Origin of the sequence: Alitibacter langaaensis DSM 22999 (assembly GCF_003096995.1) — a bacterium.
Classification (GTDB): Bacteria; Pseudomonadota; Gammaproteobacteria; order Enterobacterales; family Pasteurellaceae; genus Exercitatus; species Exercitatus langaaensis.
The window spans coordinates 81,311-94,403 of sequence record NZ_QENU01000002.1 but is presented as its reverse complement, the minus strand read 5'-3'; the positions used below and the strand labels follow the sequence as shown (position 1 = coordinate 94,403).

The following is a 13,093-nucleotide window of genomic DNA, read 5'->3' as shown; positions in this document are numbered from 1 at the left end:
AAGGCTAAAACACCAATGAAAATTTGGTATATTAAGCCCCGTTATTTTATTTAATTATGGAGAAACAAAATGGCAGCTCGTAAACCATTAGTCATGGGTAACTGGAAATTAAACGGTAGCAAAGCGTTTACAAAAGAATTAATTGCAGGCTTAAAAGCGGAACTTTCAGGTGTTGAAGGTTGTGATGTGGCAATCGCGCCACCAGTGATGTATCTTGCGGAAGCAGAAACCGCAATCAAAGGCAGCCAAATTGCCTTAGGTTCACAAAATGTGGACGTTAATGTGCAAGGCGCATTCACTGGCGACATTTCAACCGCTATGTTAAAAGATTTTGGTGCGAAATACATCATTATCGGCCACTCAGAACGCCGCACTTATCACAAAGAAAGCGATGAATTTATTGCGAAAAAATTCGCTGCATTAAAAGAAGCAGGTTTAGTGCCAGTATTATGTATTGGTGAATCTGAAGCAGAAAATGAAGCAGGCAAAACAGAAGAAGTTTGCACGCGTCAAATTGATGCCGTAATTAACGCATTGGGCGTAGAAGCCTTTAACGGTGCGGTTATCGCATACGAACCAATCTGGGCAATCGGCACAGGCAAATCAGCGACTCCAGCGCAAGCGCAAGCAGTTCACGCCTTTATTCGTGGCCATATCGCAGCAAAATCACAAGCAGTGGCGGATCAAGTGATTATCCAATACGGCGGTTCTGTGAATGATGCGAATGCCGCAGAATTATTCACACAACCAGATATTGACGGTGCATTAGTTGGTGGCGCTTCACTTAAAGCCCCAGCATTTGCGGTTATCGTAAAAGCAGCAGCGAAAGCAAAAGCTTAATTTTAATAGAAAAATCTCTTCAAAGTGCGGTTAAATTTGACCGCACTTTTTTTATCTTTATACTATTCCTAATTTTTTCTAGTTTTGAATTCCAATGCGTCATATTTACACGATTCTGATGTATTTTTTACAGCCATTTATCTTGCTGTTTATGTTATTTCGTAGTCTGAAAGCACCGAACTATCGTGCTCGTCTGGCTGAACGTTATGGCTTTTATGGAAACCACCCTGCCCCCAAACCGCAAGGCGTATTAGTGCACGCCGCATCAGTGGGGGAAGTAATCGCTGCCACGCCCTTGATTAAACGCATCCAATCGGAATTTCCCACCTTAGCCATCACCGTCACAACCATGACGCCAACTGGCTCAGAACGGGTAAAATCTGCCTTTGGCGATAAAGTTACTCACGTTTATCTGCCCTATGATTTACCTTGTGCAATGCGCCAATTTATTCGTTTTATCCAGCCTAAAGCCTGTATTGTGATTGAAACCGAGCTATGGGCGAATCTAATCCATGAATTACATCAGCAAAACATTCCCTTTATCATCGCCAATGCGCGCTTGTCCGAACGTTCCGCAAAACGCTATGGTAAGTTTAAGAATCATTTGAAAGAAATGCTCAGTGAAATCAGTTTAATCGCCCCGCAAGATGCGTTTAGCGGTGAGCGTTATCAGCAAATTGGTTATCAAGGCGATCTTCAGCTCACGGGGAATATTAAATATGATCTGCATATTAGCGATGACTTAATGCAGAAAATCAATCAGTTAAAAACGGAAATCGGAACTCGCCCAATTTGGATTGCCGCCAGCACACACGCAGGCGAAGAAGAAATTATCTTGCAAGCCCACCGCACTTTATTGCAACAATTTCCGCATTTATTGCTGATTTTGGTGCCGCGTCATCCTGAACATTTTAATGTTGTGGCGGAATTGCTAGAAAAAAATGAATTGAAATATACACGCCGTTCACAAGGCTTAATCCCCACAGCGAACACGTCCGTCCTGCTCGGCGATACAATGGGCGAGCTTATGCTGATGTACGGCGTGGCAGACGTTGCCTTTGTGGGCGGCAGTTTAATTAAACGTGGCGGGCACAATCCATTGGAACCGCTCGCCTTTAAATGCCCTGTCATCAGCGGCAAATATACCTTTAATTTCCCTGAAGTTTTCGCCAAACTCAAACAGGTGAACGGCGTCATTGAAATTGAAGAAAATTCGACCGCACTTTCGCAAGCGGTTAGCCAATGTCTTAGCGATAGTGCATTCAGCGCACAGCTCGGCGAGGCAGGCTTTAACGTATTAATGGAAAATCGTGGCGCATTACAACGTTTAATGCACTTATTAAAACCTTATTTAGAGTAATCACAATGACCACAGTCATCTATCCCGGCACCTTTGATCCCATCACTTATGGGCATTTAGATATTATCGAACGCAGCGCAAAATTATTCAGCCAAGTTATCGTTGCCGTTGCGGCAAGCCCAAGCAAAAAGCCGCTGTTTGAGTTGGAAGAACGGGTGCAGCTCGTCGAGCAATCTTGCGCCCATTTAGCCAATGTTAGCGTAATGGGATTTTCAGATTTATTAGCCAATGTAGTGAATCAACTAAACATTACGGCAATTATTCGTGGTATGCGCACCACCATGGATTTTGAATACGAGTTACAGTTGGCGCATTTGAATCGCGCGCTCACCCAAGGGGTAGAAAGTTTATTTTTGCCGTCCACGGAAAAGTGGTCTTATGTTTCATCCACTATCGTGCGCGAAATTTTCTTGCATGGCGGCGATGTCAGCCACTTCGTGCCAGCGCCAGTGTGTGCGGCATTAGAAGCGAAGAAATAAGAGCGTAAAATATTGGTGTGTCGCCCTAATCTTTTATTTAAACTCTTGATGACAAGTTATCGCTTGGGTATTAATGATTAGGGCATATTCAAATTAAGCATTTGCTTTTATGGCAAGGCTATAAATGATGTTTAAAAATCAAACGAAAAACGCTTAGATTAGGATTAAACATCGCCATTATAACCCGCACATAACCAATGCCATTGCTGCTCGCTGAACAAAATGCCCATTCGCTCTACTTCCTTTAAGAAAGAACGATGCAAGCGGGCAAGGTTATCCGCTTTCCAATCATTTCCAGATTTTTCACCGCACTTATCGAAATCTAACAACCACACTTTCTGTTCATTGCCGAGCTGCTGAACTAAAATATTATGGGCATTGAGATCTGTATGACAAATGCCCAAATCGTGCATTTTGCGGATCATCTTGCCCATTTCCTGCCATAAGGGTTGCGTTAATTGTTCTGTTTGTAAAAGTGCGGTCAAATCTCGTGCATTTTCTACTTTTTCTGTCAAAATGTCCGCACGATAACAGCATAATCCTGTTTTTTCCACCTTAGCCGCAATGGGTTTTGGCACATTCAATCCTGCTTGATGCAAACGTGCCAACAGATAAAGCTCGGCGAAACTGCGCGTATTTTCCAGCGATGAAAACCAATAACGATCCCGATTTATTTTTCCGTATAAACCGCCACGATAATAATGGCGCAACGCCGTATTCACGCCAAAGAGATCTTCAGAATGCACAAACCATGTGGTGCCACGCCCTTTAGCAGAACCCAGAATACGCTGTTTTTCCTGCCAGAACTCGGGCGAAAAAAAACGCTGCTGATCGGCTTTCGGCGCGTCAAAATTGAACAGGTAAAAACAATTTTTCTCTTGTATTTCAAGCATTTTTCATATCCTTTCTAGCGTACAGGCGCATTCTACTCTAAAATAACGGCAATTCGCAAAATTAGGAAGAAAAAATGACGCCCTTATTTACTGCTCAACGACCCCCGAAATCCCTTTGCATTCTGCGTTTATCCGCTATTGGCGATGTCACTCACGCCCTTGCCGTTGTGCAAGAAATTCAGCGTTTTTATCCTGAATGCAAAATCACTTGGATTGTGGGCAAGGCGGAATATGCTTTGTTGTCAGCGGTAACCGACTTAAATCTGCTCGCCTATGATAAAAAAGCAGGTTGGAAAGGGATGTTTGCCTTGTGGAAATGCCTTGCCAATCAACATTTTGATGCTTTGCTCAATATGCAAACGGCGATCCGTGCGTCAGTGTTGTCTTTGGGCATTAAAGCCACATATAAAATTGGCTTTGGGGAAAAACGTTGTCGTGAAGGGCAGGCTTGGTTTGTGAATCAACGTGTGCAAGATCCTGAAAACCTGCATGTTATGCGCGGATTTATGGCATTTGCAGAAAAAATTGGTGTGCCTGCGTTTACGCCTAAATGGGCGCTTAAACTGCCTGAACAGGTTCCGCAGAAATTTAATTTACCCGACCAATACATCGTCATTTCCCCTTGTTCCAGTAAAGCAGAAAAAGATTGGCTAGTAGAGCGTTATGCAGAAACCGCCAATGCACTCAATCAGCTCGGCTTTGCGGTGGTAATTTGCGGCTCGCCAGCAGAACGCGAAATGGAAATTTGTCGAAAAATCACCGCACTTTGCCATTTTGATGCGATCAATCTCTGCGGAAAAACGGCTTTAAATGAACTTTGTGCGCTGATCAAAAATGCCCAATTGGTTATCGCGCCAGACAGTGGCCCGGCGCATATCGCCACGATGGTTGGCACGCCAGTGATTGGGCTTTATGCTTATCACAACCCTTGGCGCACGGGCCCCTATAACAATCTGCAAAATGTGATTTCTGTTTATGAACAAAATGCGCAACAAGAATTCGGCAAACCGTCAACAGAGTTGCCTTGGGCGACGAAACTCAAAGGCAAAAATCTGATGGCGCAGATTAGCGTTGATGCGGTGCTTGCTGAAGCCAAGAAAATCTTAGCAAAATAATCCCAAAATTGACCGCACTTATGCGCGGCGATTTCATTTAGACACAACACTGTCATTTACGCACGAGCTTTCACTTAGGCACCGCGCTTGCATTAAAATTCGGCTTGGCGCGCAAAAGTGAGGCGTTCTTTGCTGATAGGGTGTGTGATCGTCAAACCTTCCGCGTGCAAGCATAAACGTGGGGACATCGCTTTCGCTTGAGGGTGAGAATAAAATTTGTCGCCTAAAATCGGATGCCCTAACGCTAGCATATGCAGGCGAAGTTGGTGTGAACGCCCTGTAATCGGGGTGAGTTTAACCCTTGTGCTGTTATTCGGCAAACGCGCTAACACTTCATATTCGGTCACCGCACGCTTGCCAACAATATAATCAATCCGCTGGCGCGGGCGATTTTCCCAATCGCAAATCAGCGGCATATTCACTACGCCACGATCATTTTGCAACCACCCCCATACCAGCGCTTCATAATGCTTTTCCGTTTCACGCTCACGAAATTGGCGTTTCAATTCGCTATCCGCGGCTTTACTCATTGCAAACAATAAAATACCGCTCGTTGCCATATCTAGGCGGTGGGCAGGCTCGCAAAATCCGTATTTTTCTTTTACACGGCTCATCGCACTGTCATAATATTGCGGCTGATTGCCCGGCACAGAAAGCAAACCGCTCGGCTTGTTTACAACTAAAAGATGATTATCGTGATAAACCACGTCAAGATAGGGGTCTAACGGTGGGTGGTATTCAATCAGTGCCATAATTCAAAAACCTTCCATAAAAAAACTGGGGCGTAGTTTATACGAACCCCAGTTTTTTTGCATTAATTTCCGCATAGATTGCAGTGTGCGATGTGAGCGGTACGGCTTATTTCGGCGGCGATTTTTTGCGAATAAAAAAGGAATTAAGCATGGTTGGTAACGATCAATCTCAAGCTGTCTAGTCGCCAAGTGGCTTTATCCAACTCAATTTGCGATTGCTCCGCAATCTGCTCCAATGCATCAATTTCATCTTGGCGGATATTTTTATTCACGGTTTTTAAGGCATTTAAACGCGCTAATTCATCGCCTAAGGTTTGGCTGGCTTGCCACTTCGCTCGCTCTATCACGTGGCTTGCTTGCTCTGCAATTTTGCTGTCCGCCGTTTTCAATAATTTCTCAATATTTGACCGCACTTTCTTCACAATTTGGTTAGCTAAGGCTTTACCCATTGGCTTTAACTGTTTTTCGAGAATGTTAAACGGAACGTTATTGGCTAGATTATTGCCTTTCACATCGAGCAATAAGCGTACTGGCGTCGGTGGCAGGAAGCGGTTAAGCTGCAAGCCTTTTGGCGATTGGCTTTCCACCACATAAACCAATTCCAATAGCAATGTACCAGCAGGCAGATTTTTGTTCACCAACATACAAGCCGCAGTTTTGCCAATATCGTTTGAAAGCACCAAATCAATGCCGTTACGCACCATTGGATGATCCCAAGTTAAGAATTCAACATCTTCACGCGCCAGCGCAATGTCGCGGTCGAAAGTCACAGTGACGCCCTCTTCTTTTAAGCCTGGGAAATCAGGCACAAGCATGGTGCCTGTGGGGGAAATAACAATAGAACGCTCGCCTAAATCCTCTTGTTCCACACCGATAATATCAAACAGCTTCAAAGTGAAATTCACTAAATTGATTTCTGCGTCTTCATCGGCAATATCTCGCGCTAAACGCTGGGCTTGATCGCCGCCATTTGAGTTGAGTTCTAACAAACGATCGCGCCCATTTTCCAACTCGGCTTTGAGCTGCTCACGCTGCTTGGCGGTGTCTTTTAAGAAATCGTCAAAGCCCTCAAGTGCAGTCGGATTTTGTAAAAAATTTTGCAATTTTTGACCGCACTTGGTGAACAAAGCCATTCCCATTGGGCAGGTTTCTTCAAAGGCATTTAAACCTTGATGATACCAATCCGCCAATACAGTTTGTGGCGTTTGGCTGAAACATGGCACATGAATTTGAATATCGCGGCTTTGCCCAATGCGGTCTAAACGCCCGATACATTGCTCTAATAAATCAGGGTTATCTGGCAAATTAAACAGCACCAAATTTGCGGCGAATTGGAAATTGCGCCCTTCCGAACCAATGCTCGAACTCAGCAACACCTGCGCGCCTTGTTCGCTGTTGGCGAAATAAGCCGCCGCACGATCTCGTTCGATGATAGACATTTTTTCGTGGAACACCGCGGCCCTGATCCCTTCTTTTTCACGCAACGCCTGTTCTAGCTGAATGGCGGTGGCGGCATGGCGACAAATCACCAATACTTTTTCATCTCGATGATTTTTTAAGAAAGTAGTGAGCCATTGCAAACGTGGATCAAATTCCCACCACTTAGTGTCAGGATTGAGCTTTTGGAAGACCTGTTTTGGGTAAAATAAATCCTGCGGTTGGCTTTCGCCCAATAAATTCAACACTTTTAACGCGTTGGCATATTGGCTTGGCATATCAAGGCGCACTTCATGATAAACACGGTGCGGAAAGCTTTTTACCCCTTGACGAGTATTGCGGAATAACACGCGGCTTGTGCCATGACGGTCAATCAGATTGTTAATCAATGCTTGGCGAGCGTTATTTTTTTCCACCGCATTAGTCGTTTGCAGAGCTTTCAGCAAGGGTTCTACATCTTGTTCTTCCAGCAAATCAGAAATTGCCGTTTTTTCCACCGCACTTAAGGGCTTATCCGCCACTAAGGTCTGCACCGCATCGGCAACAGGGCGATAATTTTGCTGTTCGGCAAGGAAACTGTGGTAATCATAAAAACGATTTGCATCTAGCAATTTTAAACGGGCAAAATGGCTTTCTTGCCCTAATTGCTCAGGGGTTGCGGTGAGCAATAGCACAGATGGTATACGCTGCGCCAAGCGTTCCACTAATAAATATTCACGGCTAGCAGAATCAGGCGACCAAGCTAAATGATGCGCTTCGTCCACAATTAGCATATCAAATTGCCCGTTGAGCGCTTGCTCTCCACGTTGCGGATGAGTAATCAGCCAATCAAGGGAGCAAATAATCAAGTTTTCGCTTTCAAAAGGATTGCTGGCTGCGCGCTCTTCTGTTTCCGCAAAATCGGCTGCACGTTCTTCATCAAACAAAGAAAAATGCAGATTAAAACGGCGCAGCATTTCCACTAACCATTGATGCTGCAAGGTTTCTGGCACAATAATCAAAACCCGATCCGCGCGCCCTGCAAAGATTTGCTGTTGCAAGATCATCCCCGCTTCGATGGTTTTGCCCAATCCCACTTCATCTGCCAGCAAAACTCGTGGGTGAATGCGTCGCCCCACCTCATAGGCAATGTGCAATTGGTGGGGAATTAAGCCCGCGCGAATCCCACGCAAGCCGCGTAATGGCGATTGGAATTGGGCTTGCTGATGTTGTAACGCTTGATAGCGCAAAGCAAAGCGGTCACTGCGATCAATTTGCGCCATAAATAAACGATCTTGTGGCTTGCTAAAGCTAATTTGATGTGCCAGTTCCCACTCTTTTATCACCGCTTCTTCGCCGTTATCAAGGCGTTTCACCAAATAAAGTGCGGTCAAATTATTCAACATAATATCGATCACTTCAGCTTGCCAGCCATCGACGTGTTTAACGCTGTCCCCTTTGTTAAATAAAACTCGCGTCAAAGGCGCGGTTGCTACGGCGTAAATACGCTCCTCATCTGCTGCGGGAAAAGCTATTTGCACGGTGCGGTTGGTGACTTCTGTAATCACACCTAACCCTAATTCATTTTCACTTTCGCTGAGCCAGCGTTGTCCTACCACAAACATCGTTTATTCCTATTCATCATTCAAAAATTGATTTATTCTATAAATTTCTAGTCGCAAAATCTATGTATCAAATATTTTACAAATATAAAACAGTTTTATTTCATATCGTATTAAATGTAATTTATGCTTGACTAATATAAAGTGCGGTGCAAAAATCGTGCGAAATTGACATAAATAAGGATCAACAATGACGCTCACTATAAAACTTAAAGATGAATTCTTCGGTGGCTGGACAAAATTTGAAGCCACTTGGCTTATTTTATTTCTGGCGATTCAGCTCGCTATTTTCGCCATTCAGCCAGACGGTTGGATTGCCAGCATTGCTTCGATAACAGGGATTTTATGCGTAGTCTTTGTCGGAAAAGGGAAAATCAGTAACTATTTTTTTGGTTTGATTAGTGTTTCGCTCTACGCCTATACTTCTTACACCTACCAATTATACGGGGAAATGCATCTGAATTTATTTGTTTATGTGCCAGTGCAATTTATTGGTTTCTATGTTTGGCGCAAACATATGACGTCAGAAAACACGGTGAATCACGCAGGGGTTGAAGAAGTTATCGCAAAAGCGTTGAGCGCAAAACAATGGGCAATGGTCATCGCCATTATGGCAATCGGCACCTATGCTTATAGTTTATGGCTCACCCATTTAGAAAGTGCGTTGCCGCAATTAGACGGAGCAACAGTAGTGATTTCTTTAGTGGCGCAAGTGTTAATGATCTTACGCTATCGTGAACAATGGGCGTTATGGATTATCGTCAATCTTCTCACTATCGCGCTGTGGGCGGCAATGTATTTCAAAACTGGCGATACGAGCTTGCCATTATTAGTGATGTATATGATGTATTTATGTAATTCAATTTACGGTTATTACAACTGGACGCAGTTAGTGAAACAACATCAAGGGCAATAATTTCAACAAAATTGACCGCACTTTGATTTATAACGCTCAAAGTGCGGTCGATTTTTTTAAAGTTTTAACCAAACACATGGTGTTCATACAAAACATGCACACCAATCGCAATTAACATTAAACCGCCCAGCAATTCGGCTTGCTGACGAATTTTTCTACCGAGCCAATGCCCAGCTTTCACCCCGATAATACAGAGAATCGCTGTTGTCGCGCCAATAATAGCCACGCTCTCGCCAATGTTCACCTGCAGAAATGCAAAGGAAATGCCCATCGCAAGGGCATCAATACTGGTGGCAATGCCTAAGGTCAGCAAATGCTTGAGAGTAAAATCCGTGAGATCTTCTTCATCATTATCTTCGCTCAAGGCTTCGCGAATCATATTAATGCCAATCAGCCCGAGCAATGCAAATGCGATCCAATGGTCAATTTCGCGAGTAAACTGGCTGAAATGAGAACCGATGTAATAGCCAAGCAATGGCATTAAGGCTTGAAATAGCCCAAAACATAAGGCGATGCGTAAGGCAAATTTCCAACTAAATTCAATTAAACATAGACCTTTTGCCACTGCCACCGCAAAAGCATCCATCGACAGCCCAAAGGCAATCGCCCACAAGGTATAATAAGACATAAAAATATTTCAAAATTCAGAAAGCTCGTATTATACGCAGAAGATAGGCATTGTGCTTGTAAATAGATCAAGGAAATAGAAAAATCTTCTTTATGTTTTATGGATACGCAAAAAGTGCGGTCAGTTTTTTGAAAATATTTGAATGCGTTTAAAACTATATTGTTGGGAATATGTACCAAACAAAAAACAGCCAACACAATGCTGGCTGTTTATCAGAAAATGAATGATTTATCGCTTAAGCAATGATTATGTGCGCAATGGTATAGCCCACTAAACAAGCGGTAATTACCCCGATTAAACCCGGCACCATGAAACTGTGGTTAAAGTAGTATTTACCAATTTTTGTGGTACCTGTTACGTCAAAGTTCACCGTAGCAATATCTGATGGATAGTTAGGAATGAAGAAATATGCATAAGTGGCTGGAATTAAACCAATTAATACTGGCGCTGGTAAACCTAACTGAATCCCCACTGGCAACATCATTACCGCGGTTGCAGCTTGGCTATTAATAACCACAGATACCGCGAATAAGGCAAACGCAAATGTCCAAGGATATTCTTCTACCATTGTGGTTACAGCCGCTTTGAACTCTGGCATTGCGTATGAGAAGTAAGTATCACTCATCCATGCGATACCGAAAATTGCAATACAAGCGACCATACCAGATTTAAACACCACGCCATTTGGCACAGTTTGTGGGTTAGTTTTGGTTGCAATTAAGATAATACCACCGAAGCAGAGCATCATCATTTGAATGATGTATGACATTGAAATTGGTTTGACTGGTTTGTCGCCCACTGGCACGCCAACAGTGCGGATTTCAGGCAACATTGCGATAACCACCACTGTAATAAGTGATAACACAAATAGCCATACGGCAAGTTTCGCTGATTTTGGTAATTCGGTATCTAACGAAGTGGATGTGGTATTTAAAATGCGTTCACGCCAAACAGGATCTTGTAAACGGCGTTGATATTCTGGATCATCTTCCAATTCTTTACCACGTCTTAAGCTATAAAGCGCCATAGCAATGGTACCGATAAATGTCGCAGGCACAGTCACTGAAATAATATTTAATAATGTGATGTGTTCATAACCTGGCATTTTGGTGATTTGGGTGAGATAGTAAGCAATGGCAGCAGAAAGTGGACTTGATGTAATCGCTAATTGAGAGGCTACGGACGACACTGCCATTGGGCGTTCTGGACGAATTTTATTTTTTAATGCAACATCACCAATGATTGGCATGACAGAATAAACTGAGTGCCCTGTTCCCAACATAAATGTCATGATGTAAGTCACGATAGGTCCAAGAATGGTTACACGTTTTGGATTGCTGCGTAAAATACGTTCTGCAATTTGTAGCATATATTTAAGACCGCCAGCGGCTTCAAGGATAGAAGCACAGGTTACCACCGCAAGAATAACAAGCATAACGTCAATTGGTGCTTTACCAAGTGGCATACGAAGTACAAAGACTTCAATTGCAAGCCCGATTCCTGAGATCACGCCAAGACCGATACCGCCAAAACGGCTACCAGTATAGAGCATTAATAATAGAAATAAAAATTCTAAATAAAGCATAAATATCACCATTAAGAGTTAATAATAAAAACTATGGCAATCATACTGTAACAACGAATTTGCACAATATTTTTATGAAAATTTACAAAAGAATTTAATAAAAGTTTATTTTGGATCAAAAAATTGCGCTGAAATGATTTTTCATTTGTTTCAGGACAGAAAAGTGCGGTCAAAAAAGCTAATTTTTTTCGGGTGCTAACGGCAATGATAAGGTTTTGGTGTGAGAAAATGCTTGGTTAAGAAAGGAATATTGAACGGGTATTAGCCAAAAAATTAGGCGGTTATGAAAACCGCCCAACTAAGAATTATTGATGATTTTGTACGTAATCAATCGCTGATTGAACTGTAGTAATTTTTTCAGCATCTTCATCTGGAATTTCGATGTCGAATTCTTCTTCTAAAGCCATTACTAATTCAACTGTGTCTAAAGAGTCTGCACCTAAATCTTCGATGAATGAAGCTTCAGATTTTACTTCTTCTTCTTTAACACCTAATTGTTCAACAATGATTTTTTTTACGCGTTCTTCAATGCTCATTTTTGTTTCCTTTATAGTTCTCGCAAAATGCGATTGGGTATATAGTGTATGTATTTTTTCTGAAGTTGCAAGCCATTTTTTTGAATGGTCAAACCACAATTTTTGGCAGAACGACGAGAAAAATGAAAGACTAATATATAACTCGCGTTACACAACCGCTACGGATTTTAACAAATCCCGATCACTTTGGCTAGATTGGGATCCGTATTTTTGGCTTATGCCATGTATAAACCGCCGTTTACGTGCAAAGTTGTGCCTGTAATATAGCCTGCATCTTCAGAGGCTAAGAAAGCTACCGCTTTTGCAATGTCTTTTGGCTCACCGAGATGACCTGCTGGCACATTAGCTAAAATCCCAGCTTTTTGCTCATCAGTTAAGACTTCTGTCATATCCGTTGCGATAAAACCAGGGGCAACCACATTTACTGTAATCCCACGGGAAGCCACTTCTTTTGCCAAGCCTTTGCTAAAACCAATTAAGCCTGCTTTTGCTGCGCAATAGTTTGATTGCCCTGGATTACCGCTTGAACCGACCACCGAACCGATAGTAATAATGCGACCAAAGCGTTTTTTCATCATTGAACGTAACATCGCTTTTGATAAGCGGTAAACTGATGTTAAATTGGTTTGCATAATATCGAACCATTCGTCATCTTTCATACGCATTAATAAGTTGTCGCGAGTGATACCAGCGTTATTCACCAAAATATCAATGTCGCCATGTTCTTTTTTGATTTGCTCTAACACACTTTCAATGGATTCTTGCTCCGCAACATTGAGTACAAGCCCTTTGCCTTTTTCGGCTAAATAAGCCGAAATGGTTTCTGCGCCTTTTTCTGAAGTGGCAGTGCCAATAACAAATGCACCTTTAGCCGCTAATTCTTCTGCTATGGCTTTACCAATGCCGCGCGTTGCGCCTGTCACTAATGCGATTTTACCTTGCATATTTTCT

12 protein-coding genes are annotated in these 13,093 nt (G+C 42.9%); 5 read left to right on the top strand and 7 right to left on the bottom strand.

What is annotated here, in order from left to right; translation table 11 throughout:
* Positions 1–69 precede the first annotated feature (69 nt).
* From tpiA to coaD, 3 genes are all read left to right on the top strand, one after another.
* Positions 70–840, top strand: a complete 771-nt coding sequence (gene tpiA, locus C8D76_RS02155) for a triose-phosphate isomerase (RefSeq protein ID WP_116631188.1) — start codon at positions 70–72, stop codon at positions 838–840.
* A 94-nt stretch (positions 841–934) separates the two neighbouring features.
* Complete coding sequence (waaA, locus tag C8D76_RS02150; RefSeq protein ID WP_116631187.1) at positions 935–2,200, top strand: lipid IV(A) 3-deoxy-D-manno-octulosonic acid transferase; 1,266 nt, start codon at positions 935–937, stop codon at positions 2,198–2,200.
* 5 nt (positions 2,201–2,205) lie between these two features.
* Entirely contained in the window at positions 2,206–2,679 is a 474-nt protein-coding gene (gene coaD / locus C8D76_RS02145; RefSeq protein WP_116631186.1) for a pantetheine-phosphate adenylyltransferase, read from the top strand.
* A gap of 164 nt (positions 2,680–2,843) precedes the next feature.
* Here the strand turns inward: coaD and C8D76_RS02140 are convergent, their stop codons facing one another.
* Positions 2,844–3,572 (bottom strand): 3-deoxy-D-manno-octulosonic acid kinase, encoded by a 729-nt coding sequence (locus tag C8D76_RS02140; protein WP_116631185.1) that lies wholly within the window; start codon positions 3,570–3,572, stop codon positions 2,844–2,846.
* A gap of 74 nt (positions 3,573–3,646) precedes the next feature.
* Between C8D76_RS02140 and C8D76_RS02135 the strand changes: the two genes are divergently transcribed.
* Entirely contained in the window at positions 3,647–4,687 is a 1,041-nt protein-coding gene (locus C8D76_RS02135; protein ID WP_116631184.1) for a glycosyltransferase family 9 protein, read from the top strand.
* Positions 4,688–4,779: 92 nt separating this feature from the next.
* Here the strand turns inward: C8D76_RS02135 and rluA are convergent, their stop codons facing one another.
* Both rluA and rapA read right to left on the bottom strand, forming a co-directional pair.
* Positions 4,780–5,439: a bifunctional tRNA pseudouridine(32) synthase/23S rRNA pseudouridine(746) synthase RluA gene (gene rluA / locus C8D76_RS02130; protein WP_116631183.1), complete on the bottom strand. Its 660-nt coding sequence runs from the start codon at positions 5,437–5,439 to the stop codon at positions 4,780–4,782.
* 143 nt (positions 5,440–5,582) lie between these two features.
* Positions 5,583–8,480, bottom strand: coding sequence for an RNA polymerase-associated protein RapA (gene rapA / locus C8D76_RS02125; protein ID WP_116631182.1), 2,898 nt, complete (start codon positions 8,478–8,480; stop codon positions 5,583–5,585).
* 187 nt (positions 8,481–8,667) lie between these two features.
* Here rapA and pnuC point away from each other — a divergent pair, with 187 nt between their 5' ends.
* The gene (gene pnuC / locus C8D76_RS02120) at positions 8,668–9,393 is read left to right on the top strand and encodes a nicotinamide riboside transporter PnuC (RefSeq protein WP_116631181.1); all 726 of its coding nucleotides are present in this window, start codon (positions 8,668–8,670) and stop codon (positions 9,391–9,393) included.
* A gap of 64 nt (positions 9,394–9,457) precedes the next feature.
* On the opposite strand, the gene C8D76_RS02115 is transcribed toward pnuC, so the two are convergent.
* The 4 genes from C8D76_RS02115 to fabG form a co-directional block, all read right to left on the bottom strand.
* Positions 9,458–10,021 carry a manganese efflux pump MntP gene (locus C8D76_RS02115; protein ID WP_116631180.1) on the bottom strand — a complete coding sequence of 188 codons (564 nt, stop codon included), beginning with the start codon at positions 10,019–10,021 and terminating at the stop codon, positions 9,458–9,460.
* A gap of 235 nt (positions 10,022–10,256) precedes the next feature.
* The gene (locus C8D76_RS02110; protein ID WP_116631179.1) at positions 10,257–11,606 is read right to left on the bottom strand and encodes an anaerobic C4-dicarboxylate transporter; all 1,350 of its coding nucleotides are present in this window, start codon (positions 11,604–11,606) and stop codon (positions 10,257–10,259) included.
* Positions 11,607–11,911: 305 nt separating this feature from the next.
* Complete coding sequence (gene acpP / locus C8D76_RS02105; RefSeq protein ID WP_116631178.1) at positions 11,912–12,142, bottom strand: acyl carrier protein; 231 nt, start codon at positions 12,140–12,142, stop codon at positions 11,912–11,914.
* A 215-nt stretch (positions 12,143–12,357) separates the two neighbouring features.
* Positions 12,358–13,086 (bottom strand): 3-oxoacyl-ACP reductase FabG, encoded by a 729-nt coding sequence (fabG, locus tag C8D76_RS02100; protein ID WP_116631177.1) that lies wholly within the window; start codon positions 13,084–13,086, stop codon positions 12,358–12,360.
* Positions 13,087–13,093 lie beyond the last annotated feature (7 nt).

Bases quoted from the DNA above. Each gene is read 5' to 3' on its own strand.
- tpiA (WP_116631188.1), top strand. From the start codon at position 70: ATGGCAGCTCGTAAACCATTAGTCATGGGTAACTGGAAATTAAACGGT.
- waaA (WP_116631187.1), top strand. From the start codon at position 935: ATGCGTCATATTTACACGATTCTGATGTATTTTTTACAGCCATTTATC.
- coaD (WP_116631186.1), top strand. From the start codon at position 2,206: ATGACCACAGTCATCTATCCCGGCACCTTTGATCCCATCACTTATGGG.
- C8D76_RS02140 (WP_116631185.1), bottom strand. From the start codon at position 3,572: ATGCTTGAAATACAAGAGAAAAATTGTTTTTACCTGTTCAATTTTGAC.
- C8D76_RS02135 (WP_116631184.1), top strand. From the start codon at position 3,647: ATGACGCCCTTATTTACTGCTCAACGACCCCCGAAATCCCTTTGCATT.
- rluA (WP_116631183.1), bottom strand. From the start codon at position 5,439: ATGGCACTGATTGAATACCACCCACCGTTAGACCCCTATCTTGACGTG.
- rapA (WP_116631182.1), bottom strand. From the start codon at position 8,480: ATGTTTGTGGTAGGACAACGCTGGCTCAGCGAAAGTGAAAATGAATTA.
- pnuC (WP_116631181.1), top strand. From the start codon at position 8,668: ATGACGCTCACTATAAAACTTAAAGATGAATTCTTCGGTGGCTGGACA.
- C8D76_RS02115 (WP_116631180.1), bottom strand. From the start codon at position 10,021: ATGTCTTATTATACCTTGTGGGCGATTGCCTTTGGGCTGTCGATGGAT.
- C8D76_RS02110 (WP_116631179.1), bottom strand. From the start codon at position 11,606: ATGCTTTATTTAGAATTTTTATTTCTATTATTAATGCTCTATACTGGT.
- acpP (WP_116631178.1), bottom strand. From the start codon at position 12,142: ATGAGCATTGAAGAACGCGTAAAAAAAATCATTGTTGAACAATTAGGT.
- fabG (WP_116631177.1), bottom strand. From the start codon at position 13,086: ATGCAAGGTAAAATCGCATTAGTGACAGGCGCAACGCGCGGCATTGGT.